This window comes from Frankia sp. AgPm24 (assembly GCF_023243055.1).
Taxonomy (GTDB): Bacteria; Actinomycetota; Actinomycetes; order Frankiales; family Frankiaceae; genus Frankia; species Frankia umida.
The window spans coordinates 185,201-204,768 of record NZ_JALKFW010000001.1 but is presented as its reverse complement, the minus strand read 5'-3'; the positions used below and the strand labels follow the sequence as shown (position 1 = coordinate 204,768).

14 protein-coding genes, 1 tRNA gene and 1 pseudogene are annotated in these 19,568 nt (G+C 72.2%); 9 read left to right on the top strand and 7 right to left on the bottom strand.

Annotated elements, in window-relative coordinates; genetic code table 11:
- Nucleotides 1-499 precede the first annotated feature (499 nt).
- From MXD61_RS00855 to MXD61_RS00840, 4 genes and pseudogenes are all read left to right on the top strand, one after another.
- A pseudogene (locus tag MXD61_RS00855) lies at nucleotides 500-1,030 on the top strand (replication initiator); the annotation flags it as partial.
- 31 nt (nucleotides 1,031-1,061) lie between these two features.
- Nucleotides 1,062-1,247, top strand: coding sequence for a helix-turn-helix domain-containing protein (locus tag MXD61_RS00850; protein WP_248810795.1), 186 nt, complete (start codon nucleotides 1,062-1,064; stop codon nucleotides 1,245-1,247).
- Between the two features lie 144 nt (nucleotides 1,248-1,391).
- The gene (locus MXD61_RS00845; protein ID WP_248810792.1) at nucleotides 1,392-1,688 is read left to right on the top strand and encodes a hypothetical protein; all 297 of its coding nucleotides are present in this window, start codon (nucleotides 1,392-1,394) and stop codon (nucleotides 1,686-1,688) included.
- Between the two features lie 153 nt (nucleotides 1,689-1,841).
- Nucleotides 1,842-3,119 (top strand): site-specific integrase, encoded by a 1,278-nt coding sequence (locus tag MXD61_RS00840; protein ID WP_248810790.1) that lies wholly within the window; start codon nucleotides 1,842-1,844, stop codon nucleotides 3,117-3,119.
- 120 nt (nucleotides 3,120-3,239) lie between these two features.
- On the opposite strand, the gene MXD61_RS00835 is transcribed toward MXD61_RS00840, so the two are convergent.
- Both MXD61_RS00835 and MXD61_RS00830 read right to left on the bottom strand, forming a co-directional pair.
- Nucleotides 3,240-3,312, bottom strand: a tRNA-Arg gene (locus MXD61_RS00835).
- A gap of 246 nt (nucleotides 3,313-3,558) precedes the next feature.
- Nucleotides 3,559-4,440 carry an aldo/keto reductase gene (locus tag MXD61_RS00830; RefSeq protein WP_248810789.1) on the bottom strand — a complete coding sequence of 294 codons (882 nt, stop codon included), beginning with the start codon at nucleotides 4,438-4,440 and terminating at the stop codon, nucleotides 3,559-3,561.
- 411 nt (nucleotides 4,441-4,851) lie between these two features.
- On the opposite strand from MXD61_RS00830, the gene MXD61_RS00825 reads away from it, so the two are divergent.
- Both MXD61_RS00825 and MXD61_RS00820 read left to right on the top strand, forming a co-directional pair.
- On the top strand, nucleotides 4,852-5,490 hold the full coding sequence (locus tag MXD61_RS00825; protein ID WP_248810787.1) for a single-stranded DNA-binding protein: 639 nt from the start codon (nucleotides 4,852-4,854) through the stop codon (nucleotides 5,488-5,490).
- Nucleotides 5,491-5,575: 85 nt separating this feature from the next.
- Nucleotides 5,576-7,651: a phospholipid carrier-dependent glycosyltransferase gene (locus tag MXD61_RS00820; protein WP_248810785.1), complete on the top strand. Its 2,076-nt coding sequence runs from the start codon at nucleotides 5,576-5,578 to the stop codon at nucleotides 7,649-7,651.
- 88 nt (nucleotides 7,652-7,739) lie between these two features.
- Here MXD61_RS00820 and MXD61_RS00815 read toward each other — a convergent pair whose 3' ends face one another.
- Nucleotides 7,740-9,086 (bottom strand): DUF1214 domain-containing protein, encoded by a 1,347-nt coding sequence (locus MXD61_RS00815; RefSeq protein ID WP_248810783.1) that lies wholly within the window; start codon nucleotides 9,084-9,086, stop codon nucleotides 7,740-7,742.
- A 141-nt stretch (nucleotides 9,087-9,227) separates the two neighbouring features.
- Here MXD61_RS00815 and ettA point away from each other — a divergent pair, with 141 nt between their 5' ends.
- Nucleotides 9,228-10,910: an energy-dependent translational throttle protein EttA gene (ettA, locus tag MXD61_RS00810; protein ID WP_248810781.1), complete on the top strand. Its 1,683-nt coding sequence runs from the start codon at nucleotides 9,228-9,230 to the stop codon at nucleotides 10,908-10,910.
- 71 nt (nucleotides 10,911-10,981) lie between these two features.
- Here the strand turns inward: ettA and MXD61_RS00805 are convergent, their stop codons facing one another.
- Together MXD61_RS00805 and MXD61_RS00800 are read right to left on the bottom strand one after the other, a co-directional pair.
- Nucleotides 10,982-11,404 carry a globin gene (locus tag MXD61_RS00805; protein ID WP_251079226.1) on the bottom strand — a complete coding sequence of 141 codons (423 nt, stop codon included), beginning with the start codon at nucleotides 11,402-11,404 and terminating at the stop codon, nucleotides 10,982-10,984.
- A 30-nt stretch (nucleotides 11,405-11,434) separates the two neighbouring features.
- The gene (locus tag MXD61_RS00800) at nucleotides 11,435-13,162 is read right to left on the bottom strand and encodes a glycoside hydrolase family 13 protein (protein ID WP_248810777.1); all 1,728 of its coding nucleotides are present in this window, start codon (nucleotides 13,160-13,162) and stop codon (nucleotides 11,435-11,437) included.
- A 293-nt stretch (nucleotides 13,163-13,455) separates the two neighbouring features.
- Between MXD61_RS00800 and MXD61_RS00795 the strand changes: the two genes are divergently transcribed.
- A complete protein-coding gene (locus MXD61_RS00795; RefSeq protein ID WP_248810775.1) occupies nucleotides 13,456-15,705 on the top strand; it encodes a SpoIIE family protein phosphatase in 2,250 nt (749 codons plus the stop codon).
- Here MXD61_RS00795 and MXD61_RS00790 read toward each other — a convergent pair.
- Nucleotides 15,664-17,232 (bottom strand): SDR family oxidoreductase, encoded by a 1,569-nt coding sequence (locus tag MXD61_RS00790; protein WP_248810773.1) that lies wholly within the window; start codon nucleotides 17,230-17,232, stop codon nucleotides 15,664-15,666. The genes MXD61_RS00795 and MXD61_RS00790 overlap by 42 nt on opposite strands.
- Before the next feature lie 57 nt (nucleotides 17,233-17,289).
- Complete coding sequence (locus MXD61_RS00785) at nucleotides 17,290-17,805, bottom strand: HNH endonuclease (RefSeq protein ID WP_163549320.1); 516 nt, start codon at nucleotides 17,803-17,805, stop codon at nucleotides 17,290-17,292.
- Between the two features lie 433 nt (nucleotides 17,806-18,238).
- Here MXD61_RS00785 and MXD61_RS00780 point away from each other — a divergent pair, with 433 nt between their 5' ends.
- Nucleotides 18,239-19,507, top strand: coding sequence for a mechanosensitive ion channel family protein (locus MXD61_RS00780; protein WP_248810828.1), 1,269 nt, complete (start codon nucleotides 18,239-18,241; stop codon nucleotides 19,505-19,507).
- Nucleotides 19,508-19,568: the final 61 nt, after the last annotated feature.

Genomic DNA, 19,568 nt, shown 5'->3' with positions numbered 1-19,568 from the left:
GGCGACCGAGCAGGCGGTGGAGATCTACCGCCGGTTGGCTGCGGCGAACCCGGCCGCCTTCGAACCCGACCTCGCCCGATCCCTGACCAACCTCGGTATCTGGCTGTCCGGGTTGGGTCGGCGGGAGGAGGCGCTGACGGCCGAAGAAGAGGCAGATGCATTGAGGGCGAGACGATAGAAGATCTTACGCACAGCAACCACAGACGGTCTCGCCGCTGGCAGGCCGGGCGGTCGGGCTGTCCGGAGAGCGAAGCGCCCTGGTCCAGTCTCCCGGCTGTGCGCTGGCGTGCCCCCTACTCGTTGTTCTGCCACCCAGCGTGCGCGGCGGTACGTCCCCGGGTCGGGCTTGTCGTGCCATGGCTGCCCTCCCCCCAAGGCTGTCGACCGGCGGCCCTGCTCGAACATCCGGGGGATCGTCTGCGCGGTGTGGGCTGGCGACGCACCGGCGAGCACGGCCGTTTACGGCCGCGCGCAGCCGTCGCGCGGCGCAGGACCGCACCGCGGTCTTGACGCCTGCCACGACATCGCCAGCGACCCGCAACGACGCCACGTCGACCGGCTCACCGACGCGCTGCGCCACGAACCGTGCTCCCCGACCTGCGCGAACTGGCTGCGCTACGGCATCCAACCCCGCAACACCCGCCCCGGACTGGTCCCGGGACGGTGCAAGGGCAAGGTCCACCGGCGGGAAACCCTCGGCTTCGGCGGCCGGCGCGTCCTGGTCTCGCGGCGCTGGTCCGGCAAGACCCTCACCGACCACCGACACGACCGGGTCGCGTTCATCCGCCAGCAGCTCGAAACCCTCGGCGCCACCGGGACCGGCCCGGCCGCACCCGACGGCGAGTCTGACCCGGCCCGGATGGTCTGGCAGCTCCTGCGGCCCGGCGACCCGGCGGCACCTCGCCGTGAGCATCTGTTGTTGCACGCGGTCGCGCAACGTCACGCCTGGCGGGCGCAGCTCGACGCCGCGCGGGCCGCCGCTGCCGATGGGCTTCCGGCAACCGGCCCACCGCTCCCCGATGCCGCGTGACCTCTGACCCCGCGAGTCCTCGGAGAGACCCGTGCACAAGCTCTTGCTGACCGTCAACGAAGCTGCGGCCCTGCTTGGCGTCGGCCGGACGACCGTCTATGACCTGATCCGAGCCAACCGCCTTGAGGCGGTCCAGATCGGCCGGTCCCGCCGTGTTCCCCGCGCCGCGGTCCTCGCCTACGTCGATCGGCTGCGCGGCGAAGGAGAAGCCGCGTGACCGGCAAACGACGCCACGCACAGGCTCGCGGACCACCATCAGCGCGCCCATCCGCTCGGCAATCGAAGCGGTCCCGGTCGGGTGCTACCAACACCCGGCCGGGACCTGAGACCCCACCCTGACATCACCAGGAGCGAGATCCTGATGCCTATCTTCTCGTCCGGCCCACACGGCTCATGGCGCACCCCCGACGACGACCATCCGCTCATCTCCGCCCGGGTCGACCACAACGGCGAGCACGAACTCACCCTCCGCCCCGGCGCGGACATCGGCGACCTGGTGGCGCTGCTCACCACGCTGCCGCCGGCCGCCTTCTTCACCGAGCACTTCGGCGACGTCGACGCAGTCCTGATCTTCCGTCTGGTCCCCGGACATCCGGCAACCGTCCCGGCCGGCGAGACGAACCCGCCCGACCCTGCGGCGGCACACGCGACGTCGTAACCCACTGTCGCTCTCCCCGTTCCTCCGTCGCGGCCGGAAGACCATCGCCTCGCCGGAGGAACGGGGGGCATCTCGTCCTGGGCCGACACCGCACCCCGCGACCGGCCCCGGGGGCGAGCCCACCCCATCTCTCGGCAAGGAGCCACGCTCACCATGCCCGCCAACGACGACGCCCCCACGAACGGCCGGCGCAAGACCCGCAAGGAACGGACGAAGCGTGCCAACGGACAGGGCTCGATCTACCAGCGTGCCGACGGTATGTGGGTCGGCGCGGCCTACGTCCTCATGCCCGACGGCACCACCAAACGGCGGCCGGTCTACGGCAAGTCGGAAGAGGTCGTCCGCGGCAAGCTCACCGAGCTACAGGCCAACTCCGATCAGGGCATCCCCGCGGACGCGACCGGGTGGACGGTCGGCCGGTTCCTGCTGGCGTGGCTGGACGGCACGGTGAAGCCGAACCGGCAGCCGAACACCTACGTCACGTACGAGAAGGCCGTTCGGATCTACCTCGTGCCGGGGCTCGGCAAGAAACGGCTGAACAAGCTGACGGCGGCAGAGGTCCGGCAGTTCATCCGGCGACTTGAGAACACCTGCCTGTGCTGCGAGCGGGGGAGAGACGCCGCGCGTCCGGCGGGGGAGCGGCGCTGCTGCGCGGTCGGCCGGTGCTGCGAACGACGTCCCTCGAAGCGTCAGGTCCAGGTCGTTCACGCGGTGCTGCGCAACGCGCTGCAAGCGGCGGTCCGCGAGGAACTGATCCGGCGCAACGTCGCCAAGCTCGTGCAGGTTTCGACACCGCGCTATGGCATCGACCGGGGTCTGACCGTGGGCCAGGCTCACATGTTGCTCGACGCTGCGGCCGGCGACCGGCTGTACGCCCTCCTGGTCCTGGCCCTGTTCCTCGGAATGCGCCGTGGGGAACTGCTCGGACTCCAGTGGTCCGACATCGACGAGGAACGGCAAACGCTCACCATCCGCCACACCCTGCAACGGGTCGGCGGGGAACTGCGGCTGCTCCCGCCGAAGACGGACGACTCGGAACGTACCCTTCCGCTGCTGGGCCTGGTAGCCGACGCGCTGACGGAGCACCGCAAGCTCCAGGATGCCGAGCGGGAAACGGCCGGCACGCGGTGGGTGAATACCGGTCACGTCTTCACCACCAAGATCGGAACCCCGATCGAACCGGACAACCTCCGCCGGTTCTGGATGCCACTACGACGGGCGGCCGGCCTCGACAGCGTGGTGTTCCACGGGCTACGGCACACCTGCGTCACCCTGCTTCTCGACCTCGGCGTCCCGCCGCACATCGTCCGCGACATCGCCGGACACTCGGCGATCGAGGTCACGATGACGATCTACGCCCACGCATCCATGGGCGAGAAGCGCCGTGCCCTCGGCAAGCTCGATGGCCACCTGACCAACCCGAGGCCCTGAACACACCCGATGCCCGTTGCTACACGCGTTGCTACACCCGGGGGGTCTCGGGGGGCTCTGCCCCCCGGCAGACATGACAAGGGGATCGAAAAGGCGCAGCATGTGGGCATGATCCCCGCGTGCGCCCGGCAGGGATCGAACCTGCGACCTGGTGCTTAGAAGGCACTCGCTCTATCCACTGAGCTACGGGCGCGCTGATGCGTGGGCCCACCGGGCGGGCCGAACTCAGGGTAGCAAGTTCAGGGCCTGTGCTGGACACGTGGTGGACACGCCTGCGTCCGGAGCGTCGAAGAGACGGCCTGTGGTCGCGGTTGTGGTGCTTCGTCGTGCCTGGCGGCGTTGGTGCCGAGCCCGGCGGCCGTCACCTGATCGGGTGACGGCCGCCGGGGCTACTCGGCGATCAGCCGGTGGTACCGCTGGTACCTAGGCGTTGCTTGGGTCAGGCGGCGAGGTGGGCCAGGTCGGTGAACTCCTGGTCGGTGAGGGTGATGCCGGCGGCGGCGATGTTCTCCTCCACGTGGGCCACCGACGAGGTGCCGGGAATGGGCAGGACCACCGGCGAGCGGCGCAGCAGCCAGGCGAGGGCCAGCTGGGCGGGGGAGGCGGTGTGCGTCCTGGCGGCGGTGTCGAGGACACCGCCGGGCTGGGCCAGCCGGCCGGTGGCCATCGGGTCCCAGGGGATGAAGGCGATGTTCTCCTTCTCGGCGTAGTCGAGCAGCTCCTCGGCGGTGCGGTAGGCCAGGTTGTAGCGGTTCTGCACGCTGACGATCGGCACGATGGAACGGGCGTGGGCCAGCTCGGTCACGTTGACCTCGGACAGGCCGATGTGGCGGATCTTGCCCTCGTCCTGGAGAGCTTTCAGTTCGCCGAGGGAGTCCTCGACGGGGGTGTCGGGGTCGATCCGGTGCAGCTGGTAGAGGTCGATGCGCTCGAGTCGCAGGCGGCGCAGCGACATCTCCACCTGCTGACGCAGGTAGGCGGGGCGGCCGACGGGGGCCCACTGGTTCGGGCCGCCGCGGGTCAGCCCGCCCTTGGTGGCGATGATCAGGTCGGCCGGGTATGGGTACAGCGCCTCGGCGATCAGGTCCTCGCTGACCTCCGGACCGTACGAGTCGGCGGTGTCGATGAAGGTCACGCCAAGATCTACAGCTCGGCGCAGGACGGCCAGGGCCTGCGCCGGGTCGGCGGGTGGCCCCCAGATCCCAGCGCCGGTGATCCGCATCGCGCCGAACCCGAGCCGGTTGACCGGCAGGTCGTCGCCGAGTCGGAACGAGCCGCTCGCGGCGGCATCCGTGCTGGTGGGGGTCGTGGTCGTCGACATCAGTGTCCTCCGGTACGACGGTGTGGCGGCGTGGCGGTGTGGCGATGCGCGGGACGGCACGAGTGCTGCCGGGGCCCGCGGCGACGGTTCGCCCCACGGACGGCACCGCCTGCCGTGGACGGCGTGGCCCGGATCGCCCGGGTCTACGGCCAGTGGCGGGTGCGGCGTCCGTGAGGGCAACAGCCCCACAGCGACAACCGGGGTGTCCCGGACGGTGTTCCCGTCCGCGAACGGTGTTGCCCGCCCCGGGCCGCTCCTACCGGGCCCGATGTGGGGATGCGCCGGCTGTGGACGGCGTCGCGTCGTCCACAGCCACACCGGATGGGCTTTGCCGGGCCGCGGTGGTGTCGCAGGCTGGGACGCACCCCGAACACCGGTCGTGGGGCACCCTCCCTGAACCTGAGGAGCACCATGCTTGACACCACCATCACTGTCGTCGGCAACCTCGTCGACGCGCCGGAGCTGCGGGTGACGGCGGGCGGCGCGTCCGTCTGCAGCTTTCGGCTGGCGTCCACGCCGCGGCGGTTCGACCGGGCGGAGAACCGCTGGGTCGACGGCGCCACGTTGTTCGTGCGGGTCTCCTGCTGGCGCCAGCTCGCCGACAACGTCGCCTCCAGCCTGACCAAGGGGGACCGGGCCCTGGTCTTCGGGCATCTGCGCCAGCGGTCGTTCGAGACGAGCGAGGGCGAGCGGCGGGTCTCCTTCGAGATCGACGCCGAGGCTGTCGGGGCCGAGCTGACCTGGCATGGCGCCCGCTCGCAGCGACTGGCCCGGGGCAGCACGCCCGCGCCCGCGCCGGCACCCACCGCGCAGCCCGACGACCAGGCCGCCGGCCAGCCCGACGACCAGGCCGCCGGCCAGCCCGACGACCAGGCCGCCGGCCAGCCCGACGACCAGGCCGAGGAGTTCACCGATGATGCCGTGGCGGCGGGTGACGACGGGCTGGCGGAATTCGCCGACCTGCCGGAGCTGCCCCTGCCCGCCGAGATGTCGAGCCGCCACGACGGGCGCGACAGCGCGGATCGTCACGCGGATGCGCTGGTCGGCTAGCCCGCGCGGGTCCGGTCCGTGGCCAGTGCGGCGCGGGCCGGACCTGCCGCCCGGTGGGCCGCGACCGCTCGGTAGCGTGCCGGGGGTGACAACCGGGCACGATGACGACGCGTCCGTGCCCCGGCGCAGCGCGGTCGGCTGGTACGTGGTGGCGCTCGCCGTGTGCGCGGGCCTCGGCGCGGTCGTGCTGCGGCACACCGTGTTCCCGCTGCTGTCGGTGAACAACGACGAGGGCATCTACCTGTTGCACGCCCGCACCCTCGCCGCCGGGCGGCTGTTCCCCGCCGCGCCCGACCCGGCGCAGTCCTACCTGCCGTGGCTGGGCACGGTGGTCGACGGCCACTACGTCCTGAAGTACACGCCGTTCGTCCCGGCGATCTACGCGGTCGGTCTGCTGCTGACCGGCAGCATCGACCTGGCGCTGGCCGTCATCGCCGCGGCCGCGGTGGTCGTCACCTACCTGCTCGGCGTGGAGCTGGGCGGGAGCCGCCGCGTCGCGGCGTTGTCCGCGACCCTGCTCGCGTTCTCCCCGCTGACCGTGATCCAGAGCGCCATGGTGCTCAGCTATCTGCCGGCGCTCATCCTGACGCAGGCCGCGGTCCTCGGGGTGCTGCGCGGGCGGCGTCGCCTGCGGGCCTGGCCGGTCGCGCTGGGGGGCGCCGCCCTGGGAGTGGCCGCCGCGGTGCGGCCCTACGACGTGGTGCTGCTGCTGGGTCCGCTGGCGGTGTGGCTGGCGGTCACCAGCGTGGGCCGGCGCTGGTGGCTGCTGCGCTGGCTGCTGTGCGGGCTGGCCGTGCCCGCCGTGGTGGTGCTGGTGACGAACCTGGCGGCGACCGGCAACCCGCTGCGGTTGCCGTTCGCCCTGCTCGAACCGGACGACCGGCTCGGCTTCGGTGGGCGCCGGCTCTACCCCGCGGACGGGCTGCACCAGTTCGGGCTGCCCGACGGGCTGCGCTCGGTCGGGGACCATCTGTGGCTGATGGGCGGCTGGGCCTGCGGCGGGGTGGTGCTGGCCGCCGCGGCGATCGGCGCCGCCGTGCGGCGACGGCTGCCCGCCCCGGCGGCGATGCTCGGGGTCGGCGCCGTGGTGTTCCTGATCGGATATGTGGGGTTCTGGGGGGCGTGGAACGCGGCCGAGCTGTGGGGTGGGATTCGCTATGTCGGGCCGTTCTACCTGGTCCCGGTGCTCATCCCGCTGGTCCATCTGGGTGCGCGGGGCGCTGCCGCGGGGGCGGCGGCGTTGCTGGCCCGCGGGCGGCGGGTGGGCCTCGCGGTGCTCGTGCCGGTGGTGACCGCCGTGGCGGTACTGACCGGCTTCGTGTTCTCCGGGGCGGTGCGCGACAACCTCGTGCTCACCGACCACGACAAGGACCTGCGCGCCATGGTGGCCGGGCTGCCGGGGCGGCCGCTGGTGTTCGTCGCGGCCAGCCCCGCCTTCCTGGGGCATCCCTCGCCGGTGACCGCCAACGGGCCGGACCTCGACGGCCGGCAGCTGTACGCCATCGCCCGCGGTGTGGACGACCTGACCGTCGCGGCGGACCATCCCGGCCGGCCGGCCTACCTGCTGCGGCTGGCCACCGCCTACAACCGGTCGCCGAGTTCGCCGTCGGCGGCCCGGCTCGAACGGCTGGCTGTCCGGGCCGGCGGGCAGGTCGAGGTGACGGTGGCCGTCGGCGCCCGGTCGGTGTTGGGACCGGTGCGATCGGCTCGGCTGGTGGTCACCGCCGGCAGCCATCGCCTGACGGTCCCGGTCGATCCGCGGGCGGCCAGCGCGTTCACCCTCACCGTCGACGCGGACGGCCTCGACCCGGCGGACCTCACCCCGTCCGGTGGCGGCGACACCGCAGAACCGGACTCACCCACCGTGACGGCGAGCGCCGTGCGCGGTGGCCGCGGCACGTCGGTCACCGTCGCTCTGCTCGCCACGGACACCCACGGGCGGGACCGCACGGTGGACCGCCAGATCCTCCCCGTCCGGCTCGCCATCCCCGCTGCCCCCGGTACTCCCAGCACCCCCGGCGCGGTGACCCGCGCGGGGTCGGCGGCGGTCACGGTGCTCGGGTCGCTTGGGCGCGTCGACGAGGTCGGGGCCGGCGCTCGTCCACCGCTGAGCCTCACCCTCGCCTCGGCGCCTGGCCAGGGACGGTCCGGCAGCCGGTGAGCCGCGCCCAGCAAGTGGCAGCCGGTGCGTGGCAGCCGGTGCCGGCAGTGATGGTGCTGGTGGTGGTGCTGGTGGTGGGTCGTCCGGGTCAGTCGATTCGCTGGATGGTGGGTGGGGCGTAGCTGTCGTCGAGTACCGCGGGGCCGGGGCCGTCGACGCGCAGGGTCGGGCGGAAGTCGCCGGGAGCGGTGGGCAGCCAGTTCGCCAGTTCGTCGTCGTCCGACGGTGGTTCGCACTGCAGGAACAGGCGGACCGAGCCGTCCCGCCGGATGCGTAAGCCCTTGGTGCGGCTGCCCAGCCAGTAGCGGGACAGCGGATTGTCGACCAGGTAGTAGTCGGGATAGTCGTGCATGGTGAGTGACCAGCTCGCCCCGTCCGGCGGCGGCGCGAGGTCGAGGGTGTAGCGGTGCGCGCCGGTCAGACGTCGACCGTCCGCGTCGAACAGGCAGCTCGCGCGCAGACTGCGGTAGCCGTGGGTCGGGCCGACCGGCTGGCGGGCGAGGATCGCCCGGGCCAGGCGTCCGTGCTGGCGGTCCGCGATCCGCCAGGCCGGGTCGTCGCGGGTACCGGGACCGAAGAAGTCGATGTTGAAGTCCAGCGCGTGTGGGGTGCTCGACCAGCCACCGCGCAGCGCCCGTCCGGCGTGCACCAGACGTTCCAGGCCGTCGCGGCCCGCCCGCAGGCCGCCGCGCAGCGACCAGGCCAGCGACGGATCCGGGTCGACGTAGGGCGACGGATCGTCGAACAGGCCCAGCGGGGCGAACCGGCGGGCGTACTCGACCTCGGCCGACGCCGGCGGGAACGCCGCCAGCCACATCCGCAGCTCCTCCCAGAACCGCAGGTCATCGCAGATCGTCGAGGTGAACGGGGGCGGGCCGGGGGCCGCCGGCCCGTGCGGGTTGAGTGGGAACAGCCGCAGGGCGTCCTGTCGATGGTGGACGAGGTCGGCGTCCTGCCGGCTGTCCAGGGCGATCCGCGCGGTCACGATGAGCAGCCGGGTGGGGGCCTCGATCGGGACGAAGCCGACGGGCAGCCGCCGCGTCCACCCGGGCGGCACCAGGATGTAGGACGAGGGCACCGGGGGCTCGGTGCCGGTGATGCCGGCCGACCCCACGTAGGCGAACACGTTGCGCCACAGGTCGGTGAACACGACCAGCAGCGGCGGCTCCGGGTCGGTCGGCACCTTCAGGATCACCGGGCCGACCGCGAGGTCGACCAGGGCGATCGACGACAGCAGGTCCGCCTCCAGGCTGACGAACGACGAGCGCGGCCCGGGCAGCTCCCACTGGTGGTCGAAGTAGTTGAAGCCGGTGTTCCCGCGGCTCCCGAGCCCACCGCCGGCGTACCGCTCCAGCAGTCGCACGCTGCTCACCAGCGGGTAGCCGAAGACGTAGGCCTCGGCCGCCAGTCCGAAGCGGTGATCGTTCGCACGCATGCCGGGCATCGCAGGCCATCCGATTCCGTCGGGTGTTCGCCGTCATACGTTGCGTGCCCGCAACCGGGTGAGTGCTACCCACCCACGGCGGGCCGATCACCGGCGTCGGGCCCCGCATCGTCATGCCCTAGGGTTGGAGACATGGCGCAGTACGTCTTCCAGATGCGCAAAGCGCGCAAGGCCCACGGCGACAAGGTCATCCTCGACGATGTGACCCTGTCGTTCCTACCCGGAGCCAAGATCGGGGTGGTAGGTCCCAACGGTGCCGGGAAGTCGTCCCTGCTGAAGATCATGGCTGGGATCGACCAGCCGAGCAACGGCGACGCGACCCTCAGCCCGGGCTACACCGTCGGCATGCTCGCCCAGGAACCATCCCTGGACGAGACCAAGGATGTCCGCGGCAACGTCGAGGACGGCGTCCAGGAGATCCGTCGGGTGCTCGCCCGCTACGAGGAGATCAACGAGAAGATGTCCGCGCCCGACGCGGACTTCGACGCGTTGCTCGCCGAGCAGGCCGAGCTGATCGACAGGATCGAGGCGGCGAACGCCTGGGAGCTCGACAGTCAGCTCGACCAGGCGATGGACGCGCTGCGGCTGCCCCCGGGCGACGCCGACGTGTCGCTGCTGTCCGGCGGTGAGCGGCGCCGGGTGGCGCTGTGCAAGCTGCTGCTGGAGGCCCCCGACCTGCTGCTGCTCGACGAGCCCACCAACCATCTCGACGCCGAGAGCGTCGCCTGGCTCGAGCAGCACCTCGCCCGTTACGCCGGCGCCGTGCTCGCCGTCACCCACGACCGGTACTTCCTCGACAACGTCGCCGGGTGGATCCTCGAGCTCGACCGCGGTCGCGCCCTGCCCTACGAGGGCAACTACACGACCTACCTGGAGAACAAGGCCGGCCGGCTGAAGGTGGAGGGCCAGAAGGACGCCAAGCGGCGCCGGGTCCTCGCCCAGGAGCTGGAATGGGTCCGTTCCAACCCGAAGGCCCGCCAGACCAAGAGCAAGTCCCGCCTGGCCCGTTACGAGGAGCTCGCCGCCGAGGCCGACCGGGCCCGGCCGCGCGACTTCGACGACATCCAGATCCCACCCGGCCCCCGCCTGGGCAACCAGGTCATCGAGGCCCGCGGCCTCGCCAAGGGCTTCGACGACCGGCCGCTCATCGAAGGGCTGTCGTTCACGATGCCCCGCGGTGGCATCGTCGGCGTCATCGGCCCGAACGGGGTCGGCAAGACCACCCTGTTCACGATGCTGACCGGGCAGGCCACACCGGACGCGGGTGAGCTCGTCATCGGCGACACCGTCGACATCGCCTACGTCGACCAGTCCCGCTCGGGCCTGGACCCGAAGAAGAACGTCTGGCAGATCGTCTCCGACGGGCTGGATCACATCATCGTCGGCAAGACCGAACTGCCCAGCCGGGCGTGGGTGTCGTCGTTCGGCTTCAAGGGCCCCGACCAGCAGAAGCCGGTCGGGGTGCTCTCCGGTGGTGAGCGCAACCGGCTCAACCTCGCGCTCACCCTCAAGCGCGGCGGCAACGTCCTGCTGCTCGACGAACCCACCAACGACCTGGACGTCGAGACGCTGCGCTCCCTCGAGGACGCGCTGCTGGAGTTCGCCGGCTGCGCGGTGGTGATCTCCCACGATCGGTGGTTCCTGGACCGGGTCTCCACCCACATCCTGGCCTGGGAGGGCACGGATGAGGACCCGGGGCGCTGGTTCTGGTTCGAGGGCAACTTCGCCGACTACGAGGCCAACAAGATCGACCGCCTCGGCCAGGAGGCCGCCCGCCCGCACCGGGTGACCCACCGCAGGCTCACCCGCGACTGAGCCCCTACGCGCCCATGGTGGCCGGCCAGGAACAGGCGGGCCACCATGGGCGTCACGGTGTTACGGGTGTGTCAGTCCGGTCGGTTCTGCAGGGACTTCGCGGCGGTGCGCAGGTACTCCCACAGGGTGGCGAACTGGTCGGGTGGCAGGTTCAGCGAATCGACCGCCCGGCGCATCACGACCAGCCACGCCTCACGTTCGGCGTGGCCGATGGCATACGGGACGTGGCGCAACCGCAGCCGCGGATGGCCGCGCAGCGCCTGGTAGTCGCTGGGACCGCCCCAGTACTGGATGAGGAACAGCCGTAGCCGTTCCTCGGCGCCCTCGAGATCGTCCTGCGGGTAGAGCGGGCGCAGCACCGGGTCACTGGCCACGCCCTCGTAGAACCGCGCGACCAGCGTGCGGAAGGTGGGCTCCCCGCCGACCGCGTCAAAGAAGGTCGTGGTGGGCTGGGCCGGGGTGGAAGGCTGGCTCACTGGTCCATTGTGCGCCAGCCATCGACCGCCCCGGCCACGCGTGGGCCCTCAGGGGGCGGGCGGCGCCACCCAGACGGTCGTGTCCGCCGGCAGATCGAGGGTCGCACCGTCATAACCCACAGGTCCGCTCGCCAGCGCCAGCCGTCCGGAGATCGCCAGCCGCACCGGCCCGTCCGTGGCCATCACACACGTCATACCGGACGGCCCCACCGAGGTGGCCGTCCCGGCGGTGCATCCGGACGCAGACGCGGAACCGGGTTCGGCGCCCGAAGCCGGCGGAAGCCGGTCAAAGGCCAGGCAACCGGCCGGAACATCGTCGCGCCAGCGCAGCTCGTCGCCCCGCAGATGCGGCAGTGAGCGACGCAGCGTGAGCGCGCCGCGCACCAGCAGCCAGGTCGACATCGGATCGGCGGCCTGGGCCAGCACGGTGCGCGCCGCCCAGTCCGCCGGCTGCGGCAGCCACGGCCGGACACCGTCCGCGCTGAAGCCGTACGGCGGCGCGTCCCCCGACCAGGGCATCGGCACCCGGGCGCCGTCCCGGCCCACCGAGGTACCCCCGGAACGGGTCCACACCGGGTCGCGCCGGTCGGCCGGGGCCACCTCGACCTGCGGCAGGGCCAGCTCGTCACCCTGGTAGAGCACGGCGACCCCGGGCAGCGCCAGCATGGTCAGCAGGGCCGCCCGGGCCCGGCGCTCACCGACCGCCCCGCCGCCGTAGCGGCCCACCGGACGGACCACGTCATGGTTGGCCAGCACCCAGGTGGCCGCGGCCCCGACCGCGCCGAGGGCGTCCCGTTCGGCGTCGATCGCCGCCCGCCACGCCGACGACGTGAACGGCGCGCCCAGCAACGAGAACGAGAACGTCAGATGCAGCTCGTCGGGGCGGACATAGCGGGCCAGCCGGACCGGATCGCTCACCCAGGTCTCACCGATGAGGACCCGGGCCCGACCATCACGAGCGGTGTAACCCTCGGTGAGGGTCCGCCAGGACCGGTAGATCTCGTGGACGCCGTCCTGGTCCCACACGTGCGGCTCGGCCCCGTCCCGGAAACCGCTGTCCGGTTCGAGGTCCACGCCGGGCGGGTTGTCCCGCAGCTCGGCGTCCTTGACCAGGCCGTGGCTGACGTCGATGCGGAACCCGTCGACCCCCCGGTCGAGCCAGAACCGCAGGGTCGTCTCGTGGTCGGCGCGCACCGCCGGATGCGACCAGTTCCAGTCCGGCTGCGCGGCGTCGAACAGGTGCAGGTACCACTGGCCGTCGGGGACGCGGGTCCAGGCCGGGCCGCCGAAGACCGACCGCCAGTTGTTCGGCGGGGCCGCCCCGTCCGCTCCGCGCCCGTCCCGGAAGACGTACAGCGCGCGCCGCGGGTCACCCGGCGGTGCGGCGAGCGCCTCGACGAACGCCGGATGCGCGGCGCTGGAATGGTTCGGGACGAGATCGACGAGTACCCGCAGCCCCGCCGCCGCGGCCTCGGCCAGCAGCGCGTCCAGGTCGGCGAGCCGCCCGAACAGCGGGTCGACGTCGCGATGGTCGGCCACGTCGTAGCCGTGGTCGGCCATCGGGGACCGGTAGAACGGGGTGATCCACAGCGCGTCCACGCCGAGTTCGACCAGCACCGGCAGGTGGCGGCGCAGACCCGGCAGGTCGCCGACCCCGTCGCCGTCGGAGTCGGCGAAGCTGCGCACGTACACCTGGTAGAGCACGGCCCGGCGCCACCAGTCGGCGCCCCCCGGAGCCGGAGAACCGGGGCGATCGGCATCGTCTGGATCAATCATGGAATCATCTGTGCTGCCATGACGTGTACTCATCCGCTCCATCCTGGTAGCGAACGGGGCCCCGCTGTCGGGTCCGACCGACCTGCTCGCGCTGCGCGATGTCAGGGTACGGAACTACACTTCCGCAGGTGGACCAGGTGACTGGCCGTTACGGCTCAGTCCCGGGAGTCGGGAACCGTCAGAAGCGAGTGGATACGGCTTCGACGTCCGACCAGGCTCCCGGGCATCGGTCAGACGCGTCCGACTCCGCTGTACCAGGCGACGAGACGGGCGCGGTCGGCGCGAGTGGCGCGGTGGCTGACGCCGGTCCGGGGGCGGCAGCGGCCGCGTCCGGTCGGCGGGCGGTCGATCGGCTGGTCGGCGTGCTGCGCCGCACCGCCCGCGGCGTCCGCTCGGCGGGCGCGGCCCCTGCCCGTGGCCCGGCCGGGGGTGGGCCGGGCGGGAGTGGGCAGGCCGGGGGTGGGCCGGGCAGGCGTGGGCCGGTGGGCCACCTGCCGGGTCTGGGCCAGTCCGGGGGAGTTCCCGGCAGCTTCCTGGCCGACGCGGGTCTGCTGCTCGCCGAGTCGCTGGACCCGGACCGGGTCGCCCGCCTGCTCGCCGACCTCGTCCTGCCCCACCTGGGCGCCGTCAGCCTGGTGTGGCTGCGCGAGGAGGACACCCCGCAGCTCGCGGCCTCGAGCTCGCTTGACCCGCGGGTCGACCAGCTGCTGCGCGCCATGATCTCCGCTCGCCCCCCGCTGCTCGCCGACGACTACCCGCCGGGGCTGGTGCTGCGCTCCGGGCAGACCTACAGCCTGCCGCGCCTGGCGGACATGCGCGCCCTGCGCACGGCCGCCACCGAATCGGGCTACCAGCGGTTCCGTCAGCTACGTGACGGGCCGACGGCGCATGTCCCGCTGTCCGCCGGCGGGGAGATCTTCGGTGTGCTCTCGGTCGGGCGGCCCACGGGTGACTACCGCAACAACGAGATCCTGCTGTTGGAGGGACTGGCCCGGCGCGGCTCGATCGCACTGCACAACGCGATGCGGTTCCGGGAGGCCCAGGAGTCGGCGCTGACCCTGCAGCGTTCGCTGCTGCCGGCGAACCCCCCGGCGCTCGACGGCGTCGAGATCGCCATGGAGTACCGCCCCGGAACGGCCGGCACCGAGGTCGGTGGCGACTTCTACGACATCATCCCGCTCTCCGGCGGCCGGTTCGGCGTCGCGATCGGCGACGTCATGGGCCGCGGGTTGCAGGCGGCGGCGGTGATGGGTCAGCTGCGGGCGGCGCTGCGCGCCTACGCGCTCGAGGAGTGGCCGCCGGCGGACGTGCTCTACCGCCTCGACCGGGTGGTCGGGATGCTGCCCGGCCTGCAGATGGCGACCTGCATGTACGCCGTCTACGACCGGCACACCGGACGGGCCGTCATCGCCAACGCCGGCCACCTGGCACCCCTGGTCGTGCTGCCCGACGAGGACCCCGACTATCTGGTGCTCGAACCGGGCCTGCCGCTCGGGGTCGGCGAGGGCGAGGCCGCCGGCTTCAGCGAGACCAGGGTGACCCTGCCGCCCGGATCCGCACTGGTGATGTTCACCGACGGTCTGGTCGAGTCGCGTCGCCGCCCGCTCTCCGACGGGCTGCAGAACCTGCGTCGCGGGCTGATCGAACAGCGCGCCAAGGCCGCCGCGGCCCGGGAGGCCCAGGCCGAACTCGACGCCGCGGCCGCGATCGCGGCTGGTTTCAGTGAGATGGCCGACGCGGCCCCCGGCGTCTGGACGGACCGTCGGGCCCCCGGCCCGTCCCAGGGCCCCCCGCCCGGTGTCGCCGACCGGCGCAGCGGCGAGGACCGGCGCGGAGAGCAGCCGCTGCCCGCCCGCGGCGTCGAACGGCGCCGGCGTCGACCCCGCGGCGGTTCGTTCGCCGCGCGCAGCTGGTTCGGCCCGGACGTCATCGCCGGCACCGGTGAGGGCCCCGCTCAGGAGACCGCCCGTTCGCTGCTGGAACGCTGCCTGCTCGCCGCCGACCTGCCCAGCCGTACCGATGACGACACGGCGCTGATCGTGCTGACCACGCTCACGGTGAACCCGCCGCTGCTGGAGCTTTCCCTGCCCGCGGTGGCCGCCTCCTCCGGGCAGGCCCGCACGGCGATCCGCGCCGTCCTGCTCGACTACGGCATCGCCGCGGTCGAGGATGTGACGTTGCTGGTCAGCGAGGTGGTGACGAACGCGGTCCTGCACGCGCGCAGCGACCTGGTGCTGCGGGCGTTTCTGGAGCCCGGTCGGCTGCGGGTCAGCGTCGAGGACCGCGAGGGCGCCCATCTGCCACGGCCGGGGGCGGCGGCGGCCAACCGGCCCGACCCCGAGTCCGGCTGGGGGCTGCTGCTCGTCGAGGCCCTGTCGATGGCCTGGGGCGTGGAGACCACGGTCAACGGCAAGCGGGTCTGGTTCGACACCGAACTTCCCGACGCCGACCCCGCCGCCCCGCCGCGACCGGTCTTCGGCGAACTGTCCCCCGGCGGCACCTCAGACGGTGGACCCCCGGTGCAGGGCCGGGGCCACTCCTGAGCGTTCGTCGTCCGCGGCGGCCAGGTGCTCGGCCGCGCGGACGATGTTGCGTGCCATGCCACCGAACACGATGGCGTGGAAGGGGCTGACCGCCCACCAGTAGAGCTGCCCGTTGAGCCCGTGCGGACGGAACACCGCCCGCTGGCGGTACAGCGCGGTGCCGGGGCTGTCGCCGGGCAGGGCCCGTAGTTCCAGCCAGGCCTCACCGGGCAGCTTCATCTCGGCGCGCAGGCGCAGCAGCCGTCCGGGTTCGATCTCCTCGACCCGCCAGAAGTCCAGGGCCTCGCCGACGTGGACCGACGCCGGATCGCGTCGGCCACGCCGCGGGCCGACCCCACCGACCAGGGTGTCCAGCCAGCCGCGGGCCGACCAGGCCAGCGGCCACGAGTACCAGCCGTTCTCCCCGCCGATGCCCTCGATGACCGCCCACAGCCGGGCCGGGTCGGCCGCGACGTCACTGTCGCGTTCGTCGACGAACAGCGCCCCGCCGCTCCACTGCGGATCGGTGGGCGCGGGTTCGCCGGGGGGCGAGGTGGCGGTCTGGCCACCGGACCTCGCCGGCCAGACCGCGGTCGACCAGCGGGTCTCCACACCGCGCTCGCGGACCCGGCTCAGGGCGTGGGCGGCGGCGGCGTCGAAGCCCATCAGACCGTCCGGCGGGTCGGGGATGATCGTGCGCACCGCCCCGCCGTCGCGCACCACCACCTCGGTGCGTAGCGAGCGCACCAGCGGCCGGGCGATGGCCTTGGGCACCGGGGTGATCACCCCGACCCACAGCGAGGACAGGCCGGGGGACAGCATCGGCACGCCGAGGATGATCCGCGGCCGTAGCCCCTCGACCGCGGCGAAGCGCTGCATCATCTCGGCGTAGGTCAACACGTCCGGTCCGCCGATGTCGAACGAGCCGTGGGCGTCGGCGGGCGCCTCGAGCGCGCCGATCAGATAGTGCAGGACATCCCGGACGGCGATGGGCTGGATGCGGGTGCGCACCCAGCGCGGGGTGAGCATGATCGGCAGACGCTCGGTGAGGTGACGCAGCATCTCGAACGAGGCGCTGCCACTACCGATGATCACCGCTGCCCGCAGGACGAGGGTGGGCACACCCGAGTCGAGCAGAATGCGGGCCACCTCGTGCCGCGAACTCAGATGCGCGGACAGGGCCTTCCCGCCCCCGCCGGCGTCCTGGGCCGGCCCGAGGCCGCCGAGGTAGATGATGCGCCGCACGCCGGCGTCGTGGCAGGCGGTGGCGAAGGCGGTCGCGGCCTGCCGGTCGACGGTGGAGAAGTCGCCGCCGCCGTCGATCGAGTGGATCAGGTAGTAGGCGACGTCCACCCCGCGCAGGGCCGGACCCAACGTGTCGGGTTCGCGGGCGTCGGCCCGGACGATCTCGGCCTGGCCGGCCCAGGCGACATCCCGCAACCGGGCCGGGTCGCGGGTCATGGCCCGCACGGTGTGGCCGCGCTCAAGCAGACGAGGGGCCAGCCGGCCGCCAATGTACCCGGTAGCACCGGTCACCAGAATGCGCACTCCGGCTACCTGCCCCGCCCCGGCAGTGGGAATCCCGGGGCGGCGCGGCCGGTGGCCTCAGGCGGAGGCTGCCTCGGTCACATCCGCGCTCAGATAGGCCGACCAGCGCGGATCCATCCGACGGGAGCCCAGAATGCGCCAAGCGGCTCCGCTCGGCGCTCGAGGTGCCGTGCGAAGCCGCCAGCCCAGATCGGCGACAGCCCGGTCGGCTTTGACATGGTTGCAGCGACCGCAGGCCGCCACGACGTTCTCCCATACGTGCTGACCCCCGCGGGAACGGGGAATCACATGATCCAAGGAGGTGGCCGGCGCGTTGCAGTAAACGCACCGGTGGTGGTCACGGGCCAGTACGCCCTTGCGGGTGAGTGGAACCTGGGAGCGGTAGGGCACCCGCACGAACCGGGCCAACCGCACCACGATGGGAACGTCGATCGACGTCGCCGCGGACCGAAGTACCTGGCCGGCGGACTCGACCATGACCGCCTTGTCCGTCAGGACCAGAACGAGCGCGCGCCGTTGCGACACCACGCACAGAGGCTCATACGTGGCGTTGAGAACCAGCGCCTCTGCCACGCGCCGACCTCCTGCCCACCGAGGGCCCTTTACGGGCCGATCTGCACAGCGTCTCCGGTGACAATGGACAGTCAACCGCCTTCGGCGGCAGAACGCGAGCCTGTTTGCATGGTCATCGCAATTCACACCGTGTCGCTGCACATATCTGGTGGCGTTTGTCACTCTCCGCCGATCATTGTGCGGCCTGTTGGTTACGCAGCGTCGACTGTTTGCCGGGCGTGGTCCCGATAGTGGACGGATCGGTGCCACGCCGTTGACGTGGGGGGTGGGGTGCCGGGAGGTGGTGGGCATCGGCGAGACTGATCGCTGATCGTCGTCTCCCGGGGGGAACCGGCCCGACATCCATCAGATCAGCATCGGAAGGTCGACCTACGTCGTGACGCCCGCCTCGTCCCTGCTGGCCGCCCCGCTCATCCCCATCCCCGGACTGGGCATGTTGCTGTCGAGCCCGCCAGGCCCCACCGCCACGGCCGCCTCCGTCGCCGCGACGATCACCCCGATGCCCACCCCCAGCCCGACGACCAGCACGGATCCGCTGGTCTCCCTGGCCGGTGTCGCCAACGCCGTGCGGGACGCCTGCGGTACCGACCCCGGCCTGCTGTGTCGCACCGTCTACAACGCCACGCACAGCAACTACCTCGCCTCGGGTGCGGAGGTCTTCCTCGGCACCCCGATCCGCATCGCCCTGATCCTGGTCATCGCCTTCCTGGTCCGCGCGTTGCTGCACCGGTTCATTCGCCGAACGACCGAACGGGCCGGGTCCGGCAACGCCGCCGGGCCGTTTCGCGGGACGCGGGCCGGAACACTGCTCGGCGCGTTCGGTGATCCGTCCGTCCTGATGGAAAGGCGCCGTCAGCGGGCCGCGACCGCCGGCTCACTCCTGCGCAGCGTGACCTCTGTCTTCGTGTTCGGATTGGCCTTTCTGAGCATCCTCGGCGAGCTGGGCATCAATCTCGCCCCGATCGTCGCCAGCGCCGGTGTGCTGGGAATCGCCGTCGGATTCGGCGCCCAGAACCTGGTGCGCGACTTCCTGTCGGGGATGTTCATGTTGCTCGAGGACCAGTACGGCGTCGGGGACGTCATCGACGTCGGCGCGGTGTCGGGCACCGTCGAGGCGGTCAGCCTGCGGATGACCCGGCTGCGGGACGTGGAGGGCACGGTCTGGTACGTCCGCAACGGTGAGATCACCCGGATCGGGAACAAGAGCCAGCAGTGGGCCCGCACCGTCCTGGACGTCCCGCTCGACTACGACACCGAGGTCGAGGCCGCCAAGCGGGTGCTCACCCGCACCGCCGGCAGCCTCTGGTCGGACGCCGAGTGGAGCGCGGTGATCCTCGAGGCGCCCGAGGTGTGGGGCATGGAGTCGATGACCGCGGACGGCTACACCCTGCGGGTGGCGATCAAGACCCAGCCGCTCAAACAGTGGGATGTCGCCCGCGAACTGCGCGAGCGGGTCCGTAACGCGCTGAGCCTCGAGGGCATCGCGTTGGGGTCCGTCCAGCGCAGCGAGGTCACCGTCGTCGACGACGACGAGGACGAGCCGGCGGCGCAGGACGACGACACCGCGCAGCCCGGCGGTTCCGGCATCTCCGGCAACGCGGGTGGTTCCGGCGCGACGGACATCACCGAGGACGTACCCCGGCCGCGGATCGACCCGCCGAGCACCTCTCCCATATCTGAGCAGCGCCGGCCGCGGGGCTGAAGCCTGGCTGAAGACCGCGAAAGGTGTTGCTGAGACGAGTCGGCGGACCGCCGCGGGTCGG

What these genes read in the sequence shown, in the direction of transcription:
- MXD61_RS00840 (WP_248810790.1), top strand. Translation starts at nt 1,842, where the DNA reads ATGCCCGCCAACGACGACGCCCCCACGAACGGCCGGCGCAAGACCCGC.
- MXD61_RS00780 (WP_248810828.1), top strand. Translation starts at nt 18,239, where the DNA reads ATGTTGCTGTCGAGCCCGCCAGGCCCCACCGCCACGGCCGCCTCCGTC.
- MXD61_RS00825 (WP_248810787.1), top strand. Translation starts at nt 4,852, where the DNA reads ATGCTTGACACCACCATCACTGTCGTCGGCAACCTCGTCGACGCGCCG.
- MXD61_RS00845 (WP_248810792.1), top strand. Translation starts at nt 1,392, where the DNA reads ATGCCTATCTTCTCGTCCGGCCCACACGGCTCATGGCGCACCCCCGAC.
- MXD61_RS00800 (WP_248810777.1), bottom strand. Translation starts at nt 13,162, where the DNA reads ATGATTGATCCAGACGATGCCGATCGCCCCGGTTCTCCGGCTCCGGGG.
- MXD61_RS00815 (WP_248810783.1), bottom strand. Translation starts at nt 9,086, where the DNA reads ATGCGTGCGAACGATCACCGCTTCGGACTGGCGGCCGAGGCCTACGTC.
- ettA (WP_248810781.1), top strand. Translation starts at nt 9,228, where the DNA reads ATGGCGCAGTACGTCTTCCAGATGCGCAAAGCGCGCAAGGCCCACGGC.
- MXD61_RS00830 (WP_248810789.1), bottom strand. Translation starts at nt 4,440, where the DNA reads ATGTCGACGACCACGACCCCCACCAGCACGGATGCCGCCGCGAGCGGC.